This is a genomic window from Nonomuraea sp. NPDC049419 (assembly GCF_040676995.1).
Lineage (GTDB): Bacteria > Actinomycetota > Actinomycetes > Streptosporangiales > Streptosporangiaceae > Nonomuraea > Nonomuraea salmonea.
Window position 1 is genome coordinate 38,895 of record NZ_JBFAQB010000032.1, and the last position, 19,854, is coordinate 58,748.

The 19,854-nt window shown below is 70.2% G+C and carries 21 protein-coding genes and 1 riboswitch; of the genes, 9 read left to right on the forward strand and 12 right to left on the reverse strand.

Going from position 1 to position 19,854, the window contains the following annotated elements; translation table 11 throughout:
- The first annotated feature begins 123 nt into the window (after positions 1-123).
- Complete coding sequence (locus tag AB0K12_RS45990; RefSeq protein WP_364575239.1) at positions 124-1,776, forward strand: DNA repair helicase XPB; 1,653 nt, start codon at positions 124-126, stop codon at positions 1,774-1,776.
- A 45-nt stretch (positions 1,777-1,821) separates the two neighbouring features.
- Here the strand turns inward: AB0K12_RS45990 and AB0K12_RS45995 are convergent, their stop codons facing one another.
- Both AB0K12_RS45995 and AB0K12_RS46000 read right to left on the reverse strand, forming a co-directional pair.
- Entirely contained in the window at positions 1,822-2,202 is a 381-nt protein-coding gene (locus AB0K12_RS45995; protein WP_364575241.1) for a transposase, read from the reverse strand.
- Between the two features lie 353 nt (positions 2,203-2,555).
- Positions 2,556-2,885 (reverse strand): hypothetical protein, encoded by a 330-nt coding sequence (locus tag AB0K12_RS46000; RefSeq protein WP_364377482.1) that lies wholly within the window; start codon positions 2,883-2,885, stop codon positions 2,556-2,558.
- A 136-nt stretch (positions 2,886-3,021) separates the two neighbouring features.
- On the opposite strand from AB0K12_RS46000, the gene AB0K12_RS46005 reads away from it, so the two are divergent.
- Together AB0K12_RS46005 and AB0K12_RS46010 are read left to right on the forward strand one after the other, a co-directional pair.
- On the forward strand, positions 3,022-5,037 hold the full coding sequence (locus AB0K12_RS46005; RefSeq protein ID WP_364575244.1) for an AAA family ATPase: 2,016 nt from the start codon (positions 3,022-3,024) through the stop codon (positions 5,035-5,037).
- 66 nt (positions 5,038-5,103) lie between these two features.
- Positions 5,104-5,634: a YbhB/YbcL family Raf kinase inhibitor-like protein gene (locus AB0K12_RS46010; protein WP_364575246.1), complete on the forward strand. Its 531-nt coding sequence runs from the start codon at positions 5,104-5,106 to the stop codon at positions 5,632-5,634.
- A 53-nt stretch (positions 5,635-5,687) separates the two neighbouring features.
- On the opposite strand, the gene AB0K12_RS46015 is transcribed toward AB0K12_RS46010, so the two are convergent.
- The 6 genes from AB0K12_RS46015 to AB0K12_RS46040 form a co-directional block, all read right to left on the reverse strand.
- On the reverse strand, positions 5,688-5,918 hold the full coding sequence (locus AB0K12_RS46015; RefSeq protein WP_364377488.1) for a hypothetical protein: 231 nt from the start codon (positions 5,916-5,918) through the stop codon (positions 5,688-5,690).
- 150 nt (positions 5,919-6,068) lie between these two features.
- Positions 6,069-7,700 (reverse strand): chaperonin GroEL, encoded by a 1,632-nt coding sequence (gene groL / locus AB0K12_RS46020; protein WP_364575249.1) that lies wholly within the window; start codon positions 7,698-7,700, stop codon positions 6,069-6,071.
- Positions 7,701-8,030: 330 nt separating this feature from the next.
- On the reverse strand, positions 8,031-8,231 hold the full coding sequence (locus AB0K12_RS46025; RefSeq protein WP_043633553.1) for a cold-shock protein: 201 nt from the start codon (positions 8,229-8,231) through the stop codon (positions 8,031-8,033).
- A 243-nt stretch (positions 8,232-8,474) separates the two neighbouring features.
- Positions 8,475-8,750 (reverse strand): MoaD/ThiS family protein, encoded by a 276-nt coding sequence (locus AB0K12_RS46030; RefSeq protein ID WP_364575252.1) that lies wholly within the window; start codon positions 8,748-8,750, stop codon positions 8,475-8,477.
- A 24-nt stretch (positions 8,751-8,774) separates the two neighbouring features.
- Entirely contained in the window at positions 8,775-10,007 is a 1,233-nt protein-coding gene (gene thrC, locus AB0K12_RS46035) for a threonine synthase (RefSeq protein ID WP_364575254.1), read from the reverse strand.
- Positions 10,008-10,020: 13 nt separating this feature from the next.
- Positions 10,021-10,162, reverse strand: a riboswitch (SAM riboswitch).
- Between the two features lie 79 nt (positions 10,163-10,241).
- Positions 10,242-10,796, reverse strand: coding sequence for an RNA polymerase sigma factor (locus AB0K12_RS46040; protein ID WP_237106268.1), 555 nt, complete (start codon positions 10,794-10,796; stop codon positions 10,242-10,244).
- 31 nt (positions 10,797-10,827) lie between these two features.
- Here AB0K12_RS46040 and AB0K12_RS46045 point away from each other — a divergent pair, with 31 nt between their 5' ends.
- Positions 10,828-12,252 (forward strand): trehalose-6-phosphate synthase, encoded by a 1,425-nt coding sequence (locus tag AB0K12_RS46045; RefSeq protein ID WP_364575256.1) that lies wholly within the window; start codon positions 10,828-10,830, stop codon positions 12,250-12,252.
- A 4-nt stretch (positions 12,253-12,256) separates the two neighbouring features.
- Here AB0K12_RS46045 and otsB read toward each other — a convergent pair whose 3' ends face one another.
- Positions 12,257-13,027 (reverse strand): trehalose-phosphatase, encoded by a 771-nt coding sequence (otsB, locus tag AB0K12_RS46050; RefSeq protein ID WP_364575258.1) that lies wholly within the window; start codon positions 13,025-13,027, stop codon positions 12,257-12,259.
- A 39-nt stretch (positions 13,028-13,066) separates the two neighbouring features.
- Entirely contained in the window at positions 13,067-13,366 is a 300-nt protein-coding gene (locus AB0K12_RS46055) for a DUF3263 domain-containing protein (protein WP_355414860.1), read from the reverse strand.
- Positions 13,367-13,484: 118 nt separating this feature from the next.
- Between AB0K12_RS46055 and AB0K12_RS46060 the strand changes: the two genes are divergently transcribed.
- The 5 genes from AB0K12_RS46060 (at position 13,485) to AB0K12_RS46080 (ending at position 17,757) form a co-directional block, all read left to right on the forward strand.
- The gene (locus AB0K12_RS46060; RefSeq protein WP_364575260.1) at positions 13,485-14,291 is read left to right on the forward strand and encodes an SAM-dependent chlorinase/fluorinase; all 807 of its coding nucleotides are present in this window, start codon (positions 13,485-13,487) and stop codon (positions 14,289-14,291) included.
- 136 nt (positions 14,292-14,427) lie between these two features.
- Entirely contained in the window at positions 14,428-14,991 is a 564-nt protein-coding gene (locus tag AB0K12_RS46065) for a hypothetical protein (protein ID WP_364575262.1), read from the forward strand.
- A complete protein-coding gene (locus AB0K12_RS46070; RefSeq protein WP_364575264.1) occupies positions 14,988-16,145 on the forward strand; it encodes a S8 family serine peptidase in 1,158 nt (385 codons plus the stop codon). The genes AB0K12_RS46065 and AB0K12_RS46070 overlap by 4 nt, the downstream gene beginning before the upstream one ends.
- 26 nt (positions 16,146-16,171) lie before the next feature.
- Positions 16,172-16,576, forward strand: coding sequence for an OB-fold domain-containing protein (locus tag AB0K12_RS46075; RefSeq protein WP_364575266.1), 405 nt, complete (start codon positions 16,172-16,174; stop codon positions 16,574-16,576).
- Positions 16,573-17,757 (forward strand): lipid-transfer protein, encoded by a 1,185-nt coding sequence (locus AB0K12_RS46080; protein ID WP_364575268.1) that lies wholly within the window; start codon positions 16,573-16,575, stop codon positions 17,755-17,757. Before AB0K12_RS46075 ends, AB0K12_RS46080 begins: the two co-directional genes overlap by 4 nt.
- Before the next feature lie 59 nt (positions 17,758-17,816).
- Here the strand turns inward: AB0K12_RS46080 and AB0K12_RS46085 are convergent, their stop codons facing one another.
- The gene (locus AB0K12_RS46085; protein ID WP_364575270.1) at positions 17,817-18,833 is read right to left on the reverse strand and encodes a dipeptide ABC transporter ATP-binding protein; all 1,017 of its coding nucleotides are present in this window, start codon (positions 18,831-18,833) and stop codon (positions 17,817-17,819) included.
- Complete coding sequence (locus tag AB0K12_RS46090; RefSeq protein WP_364575272.1) at positions 18,817-19,854, reverse strand: ABC transporter ATP-binding protein; 1,038 nt, start codon at positions 19,852-19,854, stop codon at positions 18,817-18,819. Before AB0K12_RS46090 ends, AB0K12_RS46085 begins: the two co-directional genes overlap by 17 nt.

Here is a 19,854-nt window from a genome sequence, read left to right on the forward strand (position 1 = left end):
CCGCACATCGCCGTCCAGGACTAATCCTGGCGTGTCCGTTGTTGGAGACACGGAGCGGGGGAGCCGGGATCACGAGACGATGGTCCTGATGCGTCAGAGCCCCGTACGCGACCCCACGGAGACATGCCAGTGAGCGATGGACCGCTGATCGTCCAGTCCGACAAGACGCTGCTGCTCGAAGTCGACCACGAGCAGGCCGACGCCTGCCGTAAGGCGATCGCGCCGTTCGCCGAGCTCGAGCGCGCTCCCGAGCACGTGCACACCTACCGCGTCACGCCGCTCGCGCTGTGGAACGCCCGCGCCGCGGGCCACGACGCCGAGCAGGTCATCGACGCGCTCATCAGCTACAGCCGCTATCCGGTGCCCCACGCGCTGCTCGTGGACGTCGCCGAGACGATGGCCCGCTACGGCCGGCTGCGCCTGGAGAAGGACCCCGTCAACGGCCTGGTCCTGACCTCCACCGACCGGGCCGTGCTGGAGGAGGTGCTGCGCTCAAAGAAGATCCAGCCGATGCTGGGCGAGCGCATCGGCGCCGACTCGGTCGTCGTGCACCCGAGCGACCGCGGCAACGTCAAGCAGGCGCTGCTCAAGCTGGGCTGGCCGGCCGAAGACCTCGCGGGCTACGTCGACGGCGAGGCCCACCCCATCACGCTGCGCGAGGACGGCTGGGCGCTGCGGCCCTACCAGCGCGAGGCGGCCGACGCGTTCTGGAACGGCGGCTCAGGCGTGGTCGTGCTGCCCTGTGGCGCGGGCAAGACGATCGTCGGCGCGGCGGCCATGGCACACGCCCAGGCCACCACGCTCATCCTGGTCACCAACACGGTCTCGGCCCACCAGTGGAAGACCGAGCTGCTCAAGCGCACGTCGCTGACCGAGGACGAGATCGGCGAATACTCCGGCAACAAAAAGGAGATCCGCCCGGTCACCATCGCCACCTACCAGGTGATGACCACCAGGCGCAAAGGCGTCTACAGCCATCTTGAGCTGTTCGACGCCCGCGACTGGGGCCTGATCGTCTACGACGAGGTCCACCTGCTGCCCGCGCCGATCTTCCGGATGACCGCCGACCTCCAGGCCCGCAGGCGCGTCGGGCTGACCGCGACGCTGGTGCGCGAGGACGGCCGCGAGGGCGACGTGTTCTCGCTGATCGGCCCCAAGCGTTACGACGCGCCCTGGAAGGAGATGGAGAACCAGGGCTGGATCGCGCCGGCCGACTGCGTCGAGGTCCGGGTCACGCTGACCGACGACGAGCGGCTGGCGTACGCGATGGCCGAGGCGGAGGAGCGCTACCGCTTCTGCGCCACCACGCCGTCGAAGACCCACGTCACCGAGGCTCTCGTCCGCCGCCATCTGGGTGAGCAGGTGCTGGTCATCGGCCAGTACATCGACCAGCTCGACGAGCTGGGCGAGCATCTCAACGCGCCGGTGATCAAGGGCGACACCAGGATCAAGGAGCGCGAGCGCCTCTACCAGGCCTTCCGCGACAAGGAGATCCAGGTGCTGGTGGTGTCGAAGGTGGCCAACTTCTCCATCGACCTGCCTGAGGCGGCCGTCGCGATCCAGGTGTCGGGCACGTTCGGCTCGCGCCAGGAGGAGGCCCAGCGGCTCGGGCGGGTGCTGCGGCCCAAGGCCGACGGCGGGGGCGCCCGGTTCTACACGGTGGTCAGCAGGGACACCGTCGATCAGGAGTTCGCGGCGCACCGGCAGCGGTTCCTGGCCGAGCAGGGATACGCCTACCAGATCATCGACGCCGACGACGTGCTCGGCGGGGTTTGACGCGCTCTCGGGCTGAAGCCCAAGGATTGTGGCCTGTGCCGCTGTTCACGCGGCGGCACTTCCGTGGCTTCCTGCTTCGTCGGGCTGTGCCACCACGAGTGGTGGTCTTACCGGCCCTCCACAGGCGTTGAGCCTCTCCGCCCGTCCGGCGGCGAGGATGTTGATCGCGGCGTTGACGTCCCGGTCGTGGGTCGTGCCGCAGGCGCAGGTCCACTCCCGGACGTTCAGCGGCATGGACTGCTGGATGGTTCCACATGCCGAGCACAGCTTGGAGGAGGGGAACCAGCGGCTGATCCGGTGGAACGTCCTGCCGTACAGCTTCGCTTTGTACTCCAGCATCCTCACGAAGCTGGACCATCCAGCGTCGTGGACGCTCTTGGCCAGCCTCGTGCGGGCCAGTCCACTGTCGATCGTGCGCCAGTACATCGAGCAGCAGAACCATCCGGTCTGAACGGGGCAGACGCCGGTCCGCCTGGCAGCAAATCGGCAGTTATTGCCCCGCTACGCGGGACAGCTGGCTTCACCCCCGGGCTGAAGCCCGCAGCACTGCCGACACTCCGGTAGCGGTCGCGATGCCCGGCCGCTCGCCCGAGCGGCCAGGCATTCACCGTGGTGTCACGTCCACGAGACTCCGCGGGCCGACGACATTCGAACCACCCCCCTCACCTGCGTACTATCACGCCGCCTGCGACATACCCCCATGATCCGACAAACCCACCTGAAATGCCCGAATTTTTCGGTATTTCCAGGTTGGTAGCCGACGCCCTTTTCCGCCCGGCTCAGCGTGCCAGCAGGCCGCCGAGGAACAACACGCCCTCGGCCGCGATCCAGGCCACCACCCCGGCGCCCATCAAGCGGGCGAACGTCCGCGAGTCGGCCCTCGACCACGGGACCAGCCAGGCGGCCACCGTGCAGCACGCCGCCAGCGCGGCGAACAGCGCCGACACCGTGGAAACCGTATCAAGGCGCTGCGAACACGTCGACGGGCTCTCATCTCCCGCACAGAACGCCTGCAGCCCCCATCCGGCGAACACCGACAGACCCCACAACGCGGCGAGCAGGAAGCTAGCGATCGTGGGGACGATCGGCGAGACACGGAGCCGGAGCACCTCCTATGCGTACCCGGTCGGCCGCGAGTAAATGCTTTGGAGGCCCGCCGAAGTCACCACTAGACTGGCGGATTCGCTGCCTTGACCACCTCCGTTCACCAGACCAGGGAGGCGCTTTCGCATGCCCGGGCACCAGATGGCCCCAGACATACACCAAGAGACCAGCACAGACCCCGACGACCCGGCCGGCGTCCTCACGGCCGAGCAGGCCCACCTCGCCGAGTCCAGAGCCGCGCTCAAAGCCATGCGCGCGCACGCCCAGTCCCTGTCGGCCGACGCGGCCGGCGACTGGGTCTCGCAGCAGATCCTGCAGTCGCTGCTCGACCAGCGGGTCGCCGCGCTGGCCGATCACCCCGACACCCCGCTCTTCTTCGGCCGCCTCGACCGCGCCGGCGGCGACGACCTGCCGAGCACCATCTACGTCGGCCGCCGCCACGTCCACGACGCCGGCAGCAAACCTCTGGTGATCGACTGGCGGGCGCCGGTGTCGCGCGCGTTCTACCAGGCCAGCCCGGCCGACCCGATGGGCGTCGAGCGCCGGCGGCGCTTCGGCTACCACGGCGGGGCGCTCACCGCGTACGAGGACGAGCCGCTGGCCGACGGCGGCGACATCGGCCCGTCGAAGATCCTCACCGAGGAGATCGAGCGGCCCCGCACCGGCCCCATGCGCGACATCGTCGCCACCATCCAGCCCGACCAGGACGAGATCGTCCGCTCCACGCTGGCCCAGACGGTGTGCGTGCAGGGCGCGCCCGGCACCGGGAAGACCGCCGTCGGCCTCCACCGCGCCGCCTACCTGCTGTTCACCCACCGCGAGCGGCTGGCCAGGTCGGGCGTCATGATCGTCGGCCCGAACAGGGCCTTCCTGTCCTACATCTCCTCCGTGCTGCCCGCGCTGGGCGAGGTCAAGGTCGACCAGACCACGGTTGCCGGGCTGCTCGGCGAACACGCCGCCCCCGAGGACCCCGAGGTCGCCGCCATCAAGGGCGACGCCAGGATGGCCGCCGTCCTTGAGCGCGCGCTCTGGCTGCACATCGTCAAGCCGGAGGAGGGCGTGGTCTTCACCAAGGGCGCCTACCGCTACCGGGTGGCCGACTACGAGGTACGCGAGATCGTCGCCTCCCTGCGCGGCACCACCCGCTACAACCCCGGCCGCGCGGCGCTGGCCCAGCGGCTGGCCCACATGGTGCTCGTACGCATGGAGCAGCGCGGCGAGTCGCCCGACGACCGGGTCCAGGACGCGGTGGCCAGGTCGAAGCCGGTCAAGCAGCTCGTGGACGCCGTCTGGCCCAAGCTGACGCCCGAGCAGGTGCTCCATCGCCTGCTGTCCGACCCCGAGTTCCGCGCCAAGGCCGCCAAGTCCGACCTGACGGCCGAGGAGCAGGAGCTGCTCGCCTGGCGCAAGCCGTACCGGAGCTGGAAGTCCGCGAAGTGGTCGGCGGCCGACGCGGCGCTCCTCGACGAGCTGCGCGACCTCATGGAACGCACGCCCTCACTGGGTCACCTGGTCGTGGACGAGGCGCAGGACCTGTCGGAGATGCAGCTCAGGGCGCTCGGACGGCGCTGCCGCAACGGCTCGGCCACCGTGCTCGGCGACCTCGCGCAGGGCACCACCCCGTGGTCCACCACCTCGTGGCAGGCCGTGCTCGAACACCTCGGCCAGCGCGAGGGCGAGGTGACGGAGCTGACGCTCGGCTTCCGCGTGCCGCGCGAGGTGCTCGACTACGCGGCCCGGCTGCTGCCCTCCATCGCCCCCGGCCTGGCCGCGCCGCGCTCGCTGCGTCCCGGCGCGGGCTCGCTCACCGTGCTTCCCGGCGGCTCGGTCATCGAGGCGGCGCGGCAGGCGCTGGCCAAAGAGGGCTCCATCGGCGTCATCGTTCCCGACGCCCTGGTCGAGACCGTCTCGCAGGCGCTGGCCGAGCTGCCGCACACCGTGCTCGACCCCGACTCCCCCGACGAGCAGCGCCTGCTCGTCGTGCCCGCCACGCTCGCCAAGGGCCTCGAGTACGACCACGTCATCGTGGTCGAGCCGGCCGACATCGTGGCCGCCGAGCCAAGGGGCCTGGCCCGGCTCTACGTCGTGCTGACCCGTGCGGTCACCTCGCTGACCGTGCTGCACGACAAGCCGCTGCCCGCCGAGCTGGCGGCGTGAGCCGCGCGGGCACGGCGCTTCTAGGATGGCTGGGCAAGCACCTAGCTCTCACCCAAGGAGGATGCCGTGCCCGCACCGCTTCCCCATGAATTCCTGCCATCGGTCCCCGCGCTCGCGGTCGAGAGCGACGACATCCAGGACGGCGAGCGCCTGCCCGACCTCCACGTCTTCAACGACTGGGGCATGACGGGCGGCAACCAGTCGCCGCACCTGCGCTGGTCCGGCGCCCCCGAGGGCACCAGGAGCTACGCCGTCACGTGCTTCGACCCCGACGCGCCGACCGGCAGCGGCTTCTGGCACTGGGTGCTGTTCGACCTGCCGGCGTCGGTGACCGAGCTGCCCACCGGCGCGGGCTCGGCGCCCGACTTCAAGGGCCTGCCCGAGGGCGCCGTGCACGCCCGCACCGACTACGGCACCAAGGCCTTCGGCGGCGCCGCCCCGCCTCCCGGTGACCCGCACCGCTATGTCTTCACCGTGCACGCGCTCGGCGTGGACAAGCTGGGGGTCGACAGCGACACCAGCCCGGCCGTGGTCGGCTTCAACATCAACGCCAACCTGCTGGCCCGCGGCTTCATCGTGGCCCACTTCGGCGTCTGAGAAGCGTCAGAGCGCCCCGCCGGGAGCCCGGCGGGGCGCTCGTCATGTCGGGGTCAGCGCACGAGGGGCGCCTGGGGGCAGCCGACGAGCCCCGGCAGCAGCGAGTCGACGACCGGAATGCCGGTGGTGGTGGCGCCCGGCAGGCAGAACGGGTTGTTCAGCTGGCGCAGCAGGCTGAACGTGCTCGTCAGCTCGTCGTCGGCATGCGCGGGAGCCGCCGCGGCGGTGACGGCGGCCAGGGCGATGGCCGCGATACCGAAAATGCGCTTGCTGCGGGAGAACATCCGCCACTCCTTCGTTGAGGTGAGTTATGGCTGACCACCTTTCCTCACCATGAGTAGCGGATCAATGGTGAAACGTAATGGCAGCTCCACAAGAAAAAGAGCGGCCCGGAAAATTCCGGACCGCTCTTCGCCTGTGCGACGGATAAAGACCTAGAAGTCCATGTCGCCGCCGCCGGGCATGCCGCCGCCGGGAGCGGCCGCAGCCTTCTCGGGCTTCTCGGCGATGACGGCCTCGGTCGTCAGGAACAGCGCCGCAATGGAGGCGGCGTTCTGCAGCGCGGAGCGCGTCACCTTGGCCGGGTCGATGATGCCCGACTCGAACATGTTGACGTACTCGCCCGACGCGGCGTTGAGGCCCTCACCCGGGGTGAGGTTGCGCACGCGCTCGACCACGACGCCGCCCTCGAGGCCGGCGTTGACCGCGATCTGCTTGAGCGGCTCCTCCAGCGCCTTCTTGACGATGGCGGCACCGGTGGCCTCGTCGCCGTTGAGCTCGAGCTTGTCGAACGCCTTGGCGCCGGCCTGCAGCAGCGCCACGCCACCGCCGGGGACGATGCCCTCCTCGACGGCCGCCTTCGCGTTGCGGACGGCGTCCTCGATGCGGTGCTTGCGCTCCTTGAGCTCGACCTCGGTGGCGGCACCGGCCTTGATGACGGCGACGCCGCCGGCCAGCTTGGCCAGACGCTCCTGGAGCTTCTCGCGGTCGTAGTCGGAGTCGGTGCGCTCGATCTCGGCGCGGATCTCGTTGACCCGGCCGGAGATCTGCTCGGCGTCACCGGCGCCGTCGACGATCGTCGTCTCGTCCTTGGTCACGACCACCTTGCGGGCGCGGCCCAGCAGGTCGAGGGTGGCGGTCTCGAGCTTGAGGCCGACCTCCTCGGCGATGACCTGACCGCCGGTCAGGATCGCGATGTCGTTGAGCATGGCCTTGCGGCGGTCACCGAAGCCCGGGGCCTTGACGGCGACGGAGCGGAACAGGCCGCGGATCTTGTTGACGACCAGGGTCGCCAGGGCCTCGCCCTCGACGTCCTCGGCGATGATCAGCAGCGGCTTGCCCGACTGGACGACCTTGTCGAGCAGCGGCAGCAGGTCCTTGTTGGCGGAGACCTTGCTGTTGACGATCAGGATGTAGGGGTCTTCGAGCACGGCCTCCATGCGGTCGGAGTCGGTCACGAAGTACATCGACGTCATGCCCTTGTCGAAGCGCATGCCCTCGGTGAGCTCGAGCTCGAGGCCGAAGGTGTTGCTCTCCTCGACGGTGATGACGCCTTCCTTGCCGACCTTGTCCATCGCCTCGGCGATGAGCGAGCCGATCTCGGGGTCGGCGGCGGAGATGGAGGCGGTGGAGGCGATCTGCTCCTTGGTCTCCACGTCCTTGGCCAGCTTGGAGAGCTCCTCGCTGACGCGCTCGACGGCGGACTCGATGCCCTTCTTCAGGGCCATCGGGTTGGCGCCGGCGGCGACGTTGCGCAGACCCTCGCGCACCAGCGCCTGGGCGAGCACGGTGGCCGTGGTGGTGCCGTCACCAGCCACGTCGTCGGTCTTCTTCGCGACCTCCTTGACCAGCTCGGCGCCGATCTTCTCCCAGGGGTCCTCGAGCTCGATCTCCTTGGCGATGGACACACCGTCGTTGGTGATCGTGGGAGCGCCCCACTTCTTCTCCAGCACGACGTTGCGGCCCTTGGGACCCAAGGTCACCTTGACGGCGTCGGCGAGCTGGTTCATACCGCGCTCGAGACCGCGCCGGGCGTCCTCGTCAAACGCGATCATCTTGGCTGCCATAAGGCTAGACCTCCCAGATGCAGGGTGGCTTGTCGTGGACCGAGCCGACGCCCGCGACGGCATGGGTCAGCATCTCCTTCGGCAGACCCCATCGTCCCGATCCGGTGTTGGCACTCTGCTGCACAGAGTGCCAACGAACTGTTTAGCACTCTACCCTGTCGAGTGCAAGCGAACGCCCACCTGCCCCACGTTTCCGCCCAGGTCAGTCAGTACGCCGGTACGGCGAGCCGCCCTGAGCGGCCCACCGTACGCGAGTCGACGAAAGAGAGATGACGGCTCGCACGGACTGCGCTGCCGTGCGAACCCGCCCGGTGCATACCAGGATGTCGATCAGACCGTTCGGACGGACTCCGCCTGCGGTCCCTTCTGGCCCTGCGTGATCTCGAACTCGACGCGCTGTCCCTGCTCGAGAGATCGGTACCCGTCCATCAGGATCGCTGAGTAATGGACGAATACATCCTTACCACCGTCTACCGCGATGAAGCCGTAGCCCTTGTCCGCGTTGAACCACTTGACGGTGCCCTGCGCCACTTCCGACTCCTCTTACTGGTCTCCCAGATCTCGCCCATTCCTCCGCGAGACCTGTAATCGCCCGACTTAACAGAAAATCAGCCGGACGATCGCCCTCGACCATACCTGTGGGGAGGGGTTTGGCAACAGAGTCAATCTGGGAACTGCCTATTTCTTCTTCCCGAACGTGGTTCAACATTGAATTAGGCCCGGAAAAGGAGAAGGCGCCCACAAGGGGCGCCTTCTGGATGTGAGCCGCGACACTCAGCCGCCGGCGACCGCCGGGATGATGGAGATCTGAGTGCCGTCAGGGGCGGGAGTGTCGAGACCCTCGGCGAAACGGACGTCCTCTTCCCCCACGTAAACGTTGACGAAACGACGAATCTTGCCCGATTCATCCAGAATTCTCGCGCCGATGCCCGGGTAGTCGGCGTCAAGCTTGATGAGCACGTCACGAAGCGTCGCGCCCTCGCCACTGACCTCCGCGTTGCCCCCGGTGTAGGTGCGCAGAATGGTGGGAATCCGCACAGAAACGCTCATGGTTTAAGTCGCCTTTCCTGGTTGTCAGACAGTCGCGCGGAACGCGTCGAGGGAGGGCCGGATCACGGCCGTGGGTGCGGCGTCGTCGCTGATCGCGTCGAGCGTCTTGAGCCCGTCACCGGTGTTGAGCACCACGGTGAGGGCGTCGGGGTCGAGCACGCCGTTCTCGGTGAGCTTCTTCAGCACGCCGACGGTGACGCCGCCCGCGGTCTCGGCGAACACGCCCTCCGTCGAGGCCAGCAGCTTGATGGCGGCCACGATCTCGGCGTCGGTGACGTCCTCGACGGCCCCGCCGGTGCGCCGGGCGATGTCCAGCACGTACGGGCCGTCGGCCGGGTTGCCGATGGCCAGGGACTTGGCGATGGTGTCGGGCTTGACCGGCCGTACGACCTCGTGCCCCGCCTTGTACGCGGTCGACACCGGCGAGCACCCGGCCGCCTGCGCCCCGAAGATCTTGTACGGGGTGTCCTCGACCAGCCCCAGCTTCACCAGCTCCTTGAAGCCCTTGTCGATCTTCGTGAGCTGGGACCCGGAGGCGATGGGGATGATGATCTGCTCGGGCAGCCGCCAGCCGAGCTGCTCGGCGATCTCGTACGCGAGCGTCTTGGAGCCCTCGGCGTAGTAGGGCCGCAGGTTGACGTTGACGAATCCCCACTTGTCGCCCAGCGGGTCGCCGATGAGCTCGGAGCAGAACCGGTTGACGTCGTCGTACGTGCCCTCGATGCCGATGAGCTTCCCGCCGAAGACCCGCGCCATGGCGATCTTCGCCTGCTCCAGATTGGCCGGGATGAACACGCACGCGTCGAGCCCGGCCCGGGCGGCGGCGGCGGTGACGGCGCCGGCGAGATTGCCGGTGGAGGAGCAGGAAAGCGTGTGGAAACCGAAGTTCCTGGCCGCTTCGACGGCCATGGCGACGACCCGGTCTTTGAAGGAGTGGGTGGGGTTGCCCGAGTCGTCCTTCACGTAAAGGGACTTGATGCCGAGCGTTCGGCCGAGGTTTCCGGCCTTGACCAATTTCGTCCAGCCGGGGTTCATATTCGGCTTTTCGGTCACGTTCGCCGGCACCGGAAGGAGCGCCCGGTAACGCCAGATGTTGGCCGGACCCGACGCGATCTGCTCGCGGGTCACCTGGCCGAAGTCGTAGGCCGCCTCGAGCGGCCCGAAACACTCCTGACACGCGAAGCTGGGACCCAGCGGGTAACGCGCGCCGCACTCGCGGCAGGACAGAGCGGTGGCAGGACCAAAGTCAAGCGACATGAAGCGAGGCCTTCCCTCATCTTCGCCCGCGGCCACCTTGACCGCGAACCGGAATTGGCACCTTGTCCCGGTCGGCCTCGCCTGGTCGCGAGTCGAAAGCCGGGAGGGTTGCCGGGGCTTCGCAGGGCCGGTCCCTCCACCCCTCTGGATGAGCAATATGAAGTTGTTGAAACGGACTCTACCCGCTTAAGTGGCCGCAATTACCACCCGTCTCAACATGTGAGACGGGTGATCTCAGCGATAGTCCTCGCCCAGCACACCCTGCACGTACTTGCGCGCCTGGTGGATGCGGGATTTCGCGGTGCCCAGCGGGATGCCGAGCTGCTCGGCCACCTCGTTGTAGTCGAGCTGGACGATGTCGCGCAGCACCAGCGCCTGCGCCAGGTCGGGCTTGTCGGCCTCCAGCGCCTCCATCGCGTCGAGCAGGTCGAGCCGCGAGCCCGCGATCACGCTGACCCGCCGCACGTCGGGCTTCTGCATCGGCAGCTCGTCCGAGCTCTGCTCGGCCGCCCGCCGCTTCAGCGACCGGTACGTCGTGCGCGCGCAGTTGGCCGTCACGATGTGCAGCCACGTACTGAACCTGGCGCGCCCCTCGAACCGCCCGATATTACGCGCCACGGCCAGCAACGTATCTTGCGAGGCCTCCTCCGCGTCCTGGTGATAAGGCAGGATTCGGGCGCAGTGCCGCATCACATCGGGCTCTATCCGCGCCAGGAGCTCGCCGAGTGCGCGATGATCTCCGGCAGCGGCTGAGCGGGCGAGTTCCTCGGTTAGCTCATCAAGCGCCATAGCTGGGATCCTATGATCGAAAGGAGCCTAGATGAACAGCGTGCTGTTGGCCTCCAACAGAGGGCCGGTCTCCTTCACCGTCTCCGACGACGGCGAACTCACCATGAAGCGCGGCGGCGGCGGCCTCGTGTCGGGCCTGTCGGGCGTGGCCAAGGGCGACGGCGTGCTGTGGGTCTGCGCGGCGCTGTCCGACGGCGACCGCAGCGCCGTGCGGCAGGCCGGCGGCGGCCGCGTCGACCACGCGGGCTACGACACGGGCCCGATGCGCATGCTCGACATCCCGCCCGCCACCTTCCACCGCGCCTACAACGCGGTGGCCAACTCGACCCTGTGGTTCGTCAACCATCTGCTCTACGACATCCCCAACTCGCCCAACTTCGGCACCAGGTTCGAGCGCGAGTGGGAGTCATACCGCGACTACAACGGCGCTTTCGCGCTGGCGCTGGCCGAGGAGGCCGGCCACGGCGCGCGCGTGATGGTGCAGGACTACCACCTTACGCTGACCCCCGCCATGCTCAGGGCCGAACGGCCCGACCTGCGCATCGCGCACTTCAGCCACACCCCGTGGGCGCCGCCCGAATACTTCTCCCTGCTGCCCGACGACGTCGCCAAGGAGGTGCTCGAAGGCATCCTGGGCGCCGACCACGCCGGCTTCCTCACCGACCGGTGGGCGCAGGCGTTCATGGACTGCTGCGAGCGGCTGCTGGGCGCCGAGGCCGACCGCGTCGGGCGCAGCGTCACCCACGCCGGCAGGACCACCCGCATCGGCGTCCACAGCCTGGGGGTGGACGGCGCCGCGCTGTGGGAGCGGGCCTGCGAGCCCGACGTCGAGTCGCACATGACGGCGCTGCGGGAGCAGGTCGGCGGGCGCAGGCTGATCGTCCGCATCGACCGCACCGAGCTGTCGAAGAACATCGTGCGCGGGCTCAACGCCTACCGCGAGTTCCTCGCCGCCCACCCCGAGTGGCACCGCCGCGTGGTGCACCTCGCCTTCGCCTATCCCAGCCGGCACGACCTGCCCGAATACCGCGAGTACACCGCGTCGGTGCAGCGCTGCGCGCAGGAGATCGAGGACGAGTACGCCACCGAGGACTGGGACCCGCTCATCCTCAACGTCAACGACGACTATCCGCGCTCGCTGGCCGCCTACCGGATGGCCGACGTGCTGCTGGTCAACCCCATCCGCGACGGCATGAACCTGGTGGCCAAGGAGGGCCCCGTGCTGTCGCCGCACTGCGCGCTCGTGCTGTCGCGGGAGGCGGGCGCCGCGGCCGAGCTGGGCCAGCACGCGCTGCTCGTCAACCCGTACGACATCAGCGGCACCGCGGCCGCGCTGCACCAGGCGCTGGTGATGCCGGAGGACGAGCGGCGCACCCGCCGCGACAAGCTGCGCGCCGCCGCGACCGCGCTGCCACCGCAACAGTGGCTCGCCGCCCAGCTCGAAGCCCTGGCCTGACGCGTCACGAGCGGGTGATCGCCGAGACCAGCTCCTCCAGCAGCCGCACCACGCCGTCGGGGCCGTCCACCACCAGGTCGGCGCGCTCCGCGAGCGCGGTGACCTCGGTCGAGCCGCTGCACACGGTCACGCCGGGCAGCCCCGAGGCGCGTACGGCGTCGAACGCCGCCAGGTCACCGAGGTCGTCGCCGACGAACATGACCGAGCGCGCCTCCCGCTCCGTGAGGAACAGGCCGAGCGCGTGGCCCTTGTCCATGCCCGGCGGCCGCAGCTCCAGCACCATGCGGCCGGGCTCGATCACCAGCCCGTGCTCGTCGGCCAGCTTGGCGAGCGGCTCGCGCAGCGCGGCGAGCGTGCCCTCGGGGTCGGGGCTGCGCCTGGTGTGGACGGCCACGGCCCGCCCCTTGTCCTCGATGCGCACGCCCTGCACGCCCAGCGATTCGAGCAGCAGCGGCAGCTCGGCCTCCGCGTTGGGGACGCCGGGCGGCGGCGGGGGCGCGGAGACGCGGCCGTCCTCCCAGCGTTCGAAGCCGTAGTGGCCGAGCACCACCAGGCCGGGCACGTCGGCCAGGCCGGGGCCGAGCTCCAGCGCGGTGGCCGCGGGCCTGCCGGTCACGATGGCCACCGCTCGGACGCGGGCGCCCAGCTCGGCGAGTACGCCGGGCGCCTTCGGATGGATCACGGCCTGGGCGGGGTCGGGCACGATCGGCGACAGGGTGCCGTCGAAGTCGAGCCCGATCACGGCGCCCGCCGGATCGTGCACGATCGCTTCCATTCCAGGGATGTTCTTCACCCGGCTGCCGTACCCAGACGGTCAGGGACGCATGCCGAGCCTTCTGGCCGCACGGTCGCGCCGGCGCGTGGATCGTAACCTGCGCAGCCGCTTGACCAGCATCGGGTCCTGCTCCAGCGCCTCCGGCCGGTCGATCAACTCACCGAGGAGCTGGTAGTAGCGCGTGGCGGAGAAGCCGAACGTCTCCTTGATGGCGTGCTCCTTCGCGCCCGCGTAGCGCCACCATTGGCGTTCGAAGGCGAGGAGATCGAGATCGCGTTGTGAGAGTGGTTGTCGGGACGGTTCCTGGGCAGCATTGTCACCGCTGAGCGGTGCTCCCATGGTGTCCTCCTCGAAAGGGGCGGGTGACGATCTCGCCGCCCGCACGCGGCCCGTTCGCCATCGTAATGTGCGGAGTGCGGCTGTTCACGACGGATTGGGAGACGTACAGTCACCAGATGTGACCTCTGTCATCACGCTCCTCACCGACTACGGGTTAGAGGATGGATATGTGGCGGCCTGTCATGGAGTGATCGCCGGGATAGCCCCTGAGGCCCGGGTGATCGACGTCTGTCACCTCATCCCGGCCGGTGATGTGCGGCGCGGCGCGGCGGTTCTGGCGCAGACCATCCCGTACCTCCCCGAGGGTATCCACATCGGTGCGGTCGACCCCGGGGCGGGTGGCGCGCGGCGGGCGGTGGCCGTCGAGGCGGGCGGCCGGGTGTTCATCGGGCCCGACAACGGGCTGCTGTCGTGGGCGGTGCACGCCAGCGGCGGCGCGCGGGCGGCGTACGAGATCGCCAACGACGCCCACTTCCTGCGCCCGGCCTCGCCGACGTTCCCGGGGCGTGACGTGTTCGCGCCGGTGGCGGGGCGGCTGTACGGCGGGCTGCCGGTGGCCGAGCTGGGGCCGCGGCTGCCGGTGTCGCGGCTGGTCACGCTGCCCGAGCCGACCACGCTGCTGCGCGACGGCTCGGTGGAGGGCGAGGTGGTCTCGGTCGACCGCTACGGCAACACGCAGCTGTCGATCGGGGCCGGTGACCTGCAGTCGCTGGGCGTGCGGGTGAGCGACACGCTCGGGGTGTGGCTGGGGCGGCGGCAGCTCGCGCTGCCGTACCGGGAGACGTACGCGGCGGTGCCGCCGGGCGAGCTGGTGGCGTTCGCGGACTCGGCGGGGCTGATCGCGATCGCGGTCAACTGCGGTGACGCGGCCCAGCGGCTGGGCCTGCCGCCCGGTGCACATGTCCGACTTTCCCCCTCTCCATAGGACAAAGAAGATAGTTCTGGAACTACTCCTCGTATCGGTCTGTTTACTGAAGCGTCCGTCCGTCGGCGTATCCGCGTGTCAGAATGCGAGCTGACCGGAGGTCCCTCCCCTCCCGCTCGAGGTCGACGTGTTCCAGTTGCCCGTTGTGCTGTCCTTCCTGCTGTCCGTGACCTGGCCCGCTCCCGTCCCGCCCGTGTCCGAGCGCTGGCGCGCCTGGCCGGTGACCCGCGTCTTCCCCGCCACGGTGCCGGGGCACAGCCCCTCCGGGGCGCGGGTCACGTACGTGCTGGCCGGGGTCGCTCCCGAGGCCGCCTGCCCGGCCGCCTTCCAGGCCGCGGCCGTGCTGCCCTACTGGCCCTACTGCCGCGTCGCCTTACGTGCCACCTACGCCGACAGCACCCAGACCTTCGTCGTCACCGCCGGCATCGCCGTGCTCGACCGGCCGGGGTTCTTCCGCCACGGCTCGGGGCGGCCCGCGACCGTGCGGCCCGCGGCGTTCCCCGGCGGGCCCGCCGCCCGCTTCGGCGACCGCCAGTACGTCACCGGCGTCGTGCTCGGCTCACCCGGCCGCTACCTGGTGGCGACGGCGGCCGGGTACGCCGACGGGCGGGCCTACCGTCCCGGCGACCCGGTGGCCTCCCGCCTGCGCGCCGCCGCCCGCCAGGTCGCCACGTCGCTGCACCGGGCGCTGACGCGATGAGACGGATCGCCGTACCGGTCCTGCTGACCGTGCTGCTGTCGGGCCCCGTGCCAGCCCTGGCCACGAGCGCGGGGGACGGCAGCGACGAGATGGCCGCCGCCGCGAGGGCCGGGCAGTGGCAGCTCGGCGCGCTGCGCCTGCCCGACGCCTGGCGCACCAGCAAGGGCGAGGGCGTCACGGTCGCGGTGCTCGACACCGGCGTCAACCCCGGGCACCCCGACCTGCGCGGCGCCGTCATCGAGGGCCCCGACCTCACCGACCCCGTCGGGGACGGGCGCGGGTGGGGCCCCCATGGCACCGCGATGGCCGGGCTGATCGCCGGGCGCGGGCACGGCGAAGGCGGCAAGGGCGGCGTGCTCGGCGTGGCGCCGGCCGCCACGGTGCTGTCGATCAGGGTCACGCTGGAGAACGGCGACCCGCGCCGCGCCCACCGGCAGCCCGGCTGGCGCGACGCGCTGGCCAGGGGCATCAGGTACGCCGCCGACCACGGCGCGGGCGTGATCAGCATGTCGCTGGGCGGCGGCAGCGGCGCGTGGGAGGGCTCGGCCGCCGAGGAGGAGGCCGTCCAGTACGCCATCGGCAAGGGCGCGGTGCTCGTGGCGTCGTCGGGCAACGACGGAGCCGCGGCGAACAGGAAGAACTTCCCCGCCGCCTATCCCGGGGTGATCGCCGTGGGCGCGGTGGACCGGCGGGGCAGGGTGGCCCGCTTCTCCAACAGGCAGGACTACGTGTCGGTGGTCGCACCAGGCACGGACATCGTGACGGCCGACGGCGGCGACTCGTACGTGGTGAGCGACGGCACCAGCTCGGCCGCCGCCATGGTGGCGGGCATCGCGGCGCTGATCAGGTCGGCGCATCCGCACCTGTCGCCGTACCACGTGCGGCTGGCCATCGAGGAGGGCACCAGGCGCCGGCCCTGCGACGGCTACAGCCCGGCCTACGGGCACGGGGTGGCGGACGCGGCGCTGGCGCTGCGCGAGGCCGCCCGGCTGGCCGCGCCCGCCGTCGTGCCGCCGCTGCCCGGCCCTTACTTCGGCGACGGTCCCTATCCGGCGTCCAGGACGGCGGTGGTGGCGGGGATGGTGCTGCTGGTGGTCGTGATGTCGGGGTGGGTGGTGCTGCGCTCGCGGGAGCGGCGGAGGGATTCAACCTAGCAAGCGCTTGTGTGATACTCCGAGCTATGACGTACGCGATCGACGGCTGGTTCGCGGTCGAGCCCGGCGGTGTCCGCCTGCTCGGCACCCGGTGCGCGGGCTGCGGCACCGTCTGCTTCCCGCCCCGCCGGGACTCCTGCCCCAACCCGCGCTGCGCGGTCACCGACATGGAGGAGATCCGGCTGCCCAGGCGCGGGCGGGTCTGGTCGTACACCAACGCCTGCTACCCGCCGCCCGCGCCGTACGTGGCGGCGCAGCCGTACGAGCCGGTCACGCTCGCCGCGGTCGAACTGGACGAGGTCGGCATCGTCGTGCTCGGCCAGGTCAAGGGGCTGACGGTGGAGCAGCTCGCGGTGGGCATGGAGCTGGAGCTGACCTCGGGCGAGCTGGCCGACGGGCCGCTGATGTGGATGTGGGGGCGGGCCTCATGAGCGTGGCCGTGCTGGGCACCGGGATGCACCCGTGGGGCAAGTGGGGCCGCCCCTTCCTCGAGTACGGCCTGGCCGCCGCCCGCGCCGCCCTCGACGACGCCGGGCTGGCCTGGACCGACGTGCAGTTCGTCGTCGGGGCCGACACGATCAGGAACGGCTACCCCGGCTTCGTCTCCGGCGCCTCCTACGCCAGGGCGCTCGGCTGGTCTGGCGCCAGGGTCGCCTCCTGCTACGCGGCCTGCGCGTCGGGGGCGCAGGCGCTGGACATCGCGCGTACCAGGATCCTCGCCGGGCTCTGCGACGTCGCGCTGGTGATCGGCGCGGACGCGGCGCCGAAGGGTTTCTTCACCCCCGTCGGCGGCGAGCGGCCCGACGACCCCGACTGGCTGCGCTTCCGGCTGCTCGGCGCGACGAACCCGGCGTACTTCGCGCTCTACGCCCGCCGCCGCATGGCCCTGCACGGCTCGACCCCTGCCGACTTCGCCGCCGTCAAGGTCAAGAACGCGCTGGCCGGCTCGCTCAACCCGATGGCCCGCTACCGCGAACCGGTGACCGCCGAGCAGGTGCTGGCCTCCCCCATGGTGGCCGACCCGCTGCGGCTCATGGACGTCTGCGCCACCTCCGACGGGGGCGCGGCGGTGGTGCTGGCGTCGGAGTCGTACGCGCGCCGCCACAGCGTCGCCGCCCCCGTCCGCCTGGCGGCCGTCTCCACGGTCACCCCCGTCTTCCCCAACACCGTGCTGGAGCTGCCCGACTTCGCGACCGACTCGTGCGCCGCCGTGCCGCCGCCCGAGCGGCCGTTCCGCGCCTCGATCGCGTACGCCGCCTACGAGGAGGCCGGCGTCGGCCCTGAGGACGTGTCGCTGGCCGAGGTCTACGACCTGTCCACGGCGCTGGAGCTGGACTGGATGGAGGACGTCGGGCTCTGCCCGCCCGGCGAGGCCGACAAGCTGCTCAGGGACGGGCAGACCGCCCTGGGCGGCCGGATCCCGGTGAACCCGTCCGGCGGCCTGTCCTCCTTCGGCGAGGCCGTGCCCGCCCAGGCCATCGCCCAGCTCTGCGAGCTGACCACGCAGCTGCGCGGCCGGGCCGGCGCCCGCCAGGTGCCCGGCGCCCGCGTGGGCCTCGCGGCCAACCAGGGGCTGTTCGGCCACGGCTCGGCGCTGATCGTCACCGCCTGAGCAGGCGAAACGCCCCGGGGAGCAGGTCCCCGGGGCGTTCCAGGTGCTTCTCACCAGTTCTAACCTACGTGCACCACGTCGTGCGTCTCCGCGAAGTGGCAGGCGCTGGCATGGCCCGTACCGGGCCTGATCTGCAGCAGCGGCTCCTCCTCCGCGCAGATCTCCTGCGCCTTCCAGCACCGCGTACGGAACCGGCAGCCGCTCGGCGGGTTGGCCGGCGAGGGCGGGTCACCCTGGAGGATGATCCGCTCCCGCTGCTCGCGCCCGTCAGGGTCGGGCACCGGCACCGCCGACAGCAACGCCTGCGTGTAGGGGTGCGCGGGACGGTCGTAGATCTCGGCGTCCTTGCCCAGCTCCACGAACTTGCCCAGGTACATCACGCCCACCCGGTCGGAGATGTGGCGCACCACCGACAGGTCGTGGGCGATGAAGATGTACGCGAGACCGAACTCGCTCTGCAGCCGCTCCAGCAGGTTGATCACCTGCGCCTGGATCGACACGTCGAGCGCGGAGACCGGCTCGTCACAGACGATGATCTCCGGCTGCAGCGCCAGGCCGCGCGCGATGCCGATGCGCTGCCGCTGGCCGCCGGAGAACTGGTGCGGGTAGCGGTTGATGTGCTCGGGGTTGAGCCCGACCACCTCCAGCAGCTCCTGCACCTTCTTGCGCCGGTCGCCCTTGGGTGCGACCTCGGTGTGGATCTCGTACGGCTCGCCGATGATGTCGCCGACGGTCATCCGGGGGTTCAGCGAGGTGTACGGGTCCTGCATCACCATCTGGATGTTGCGGCGCATGCGCTTGAGCTCGCCGCCCCTGGCCTTGGCGATGTCCCGGCCGTTGATCTTCACCGAGCCCGACGTCGGCCGCTCCAGCGCCATCAGCACCTTGGCCAGCGTGGACTTGCCGCAGCCCGACTCGCCCACGATGCCCAGCGTCTCGCCCCTGTTCAGGTCGAACGAGACGCCGTCCACGGCCTTGATCGCGCCGACCTGCTTCTTGAAGACGATCCCCTGCGTCAGCGGGAAGTGCTTGACCAGGTCACGCACCTCGAGGATGGTCTCACTGCCGCTCGCCATCGAGGACCTCCCTCCAGTAGTGGCAGGCGCTGCCGCGAGTGCCGCTGATCTCGTAGAGCGGGGGGGCGTCGGTCAGGCAGTTGTCCTGCCGGAACGGGCACCGGGGGTGGAACGAGCACCCCTTCGGCAGGTTCAGCAGGTTAGGGGGCAGGCCCTTGATCGCGTACAGGTCCTGGCCCTTGAGGTCGACCCTGGGGATCGAGTCGAGCAGGCCCTTGGTGTACGGGTGCGCGGGGGCCTTGTAGATGTCGTACACGGGGGCGTGCTCGACGATGCGGCCGGCGTACATGACCGCGATCTTGTCGGCCACGTCGGCCACGACGCCGAGGTCGTGGGTGATGAGGATCAGGCCCATCTGGCTCTCGCGCTGCAGCTCGGCCAGCAGCTCCATGATCTGCGCCTGCACGGTCACGTCGAGCGCCGTGGTCGGCTCGTCGGCGATCAGCACCTCGGGGTCGAGGGCGATCGACATCGCGATCATGATGCGCTGCCGCATGCCGCCGGAGAACTGGTGCGGATAGTCGTTCACCCGCTGCCGGGCGGCCGGGATGCGGACCCGGTCCATCAGCTCCACGGCCTTCTTCATGGAGTCGGCCTTGGACATGCCCCGGTGCACCCGGAACATCTCGCTGATCTGCCAGCCCACGGTGAACACCGGGTTGAGCGCGGACAGCGCGTCCTGGAAGATCATCGCGATCCGCTGGCCGCGGACCTGCGTACGGGCCTCCTCCGACAGCTTGAGCAGGTCGGTGCCCCTGAAGCGGATCTCCCCCTTGGGGATGACCGCCGGAGGCATGTCGAGGATGCCCATGATGGCCTGCGCCGTCACGGACTTGCCCGAACCCGACTCGCCCAGCACCGCAAGCGTCTCGCCTGGGTTGACCGTGTAGCTCACGCCGTTGACGGCTCGTACGATGCCGGCCCGCGTGTGGAACTCCACGTGCAGGTCCTCCACCGCGAGCAGCGGTCCGTCGCCCGGCCCTCCCTCGGCGGGCAACACATCCGAAGACGTCTTCTTCAC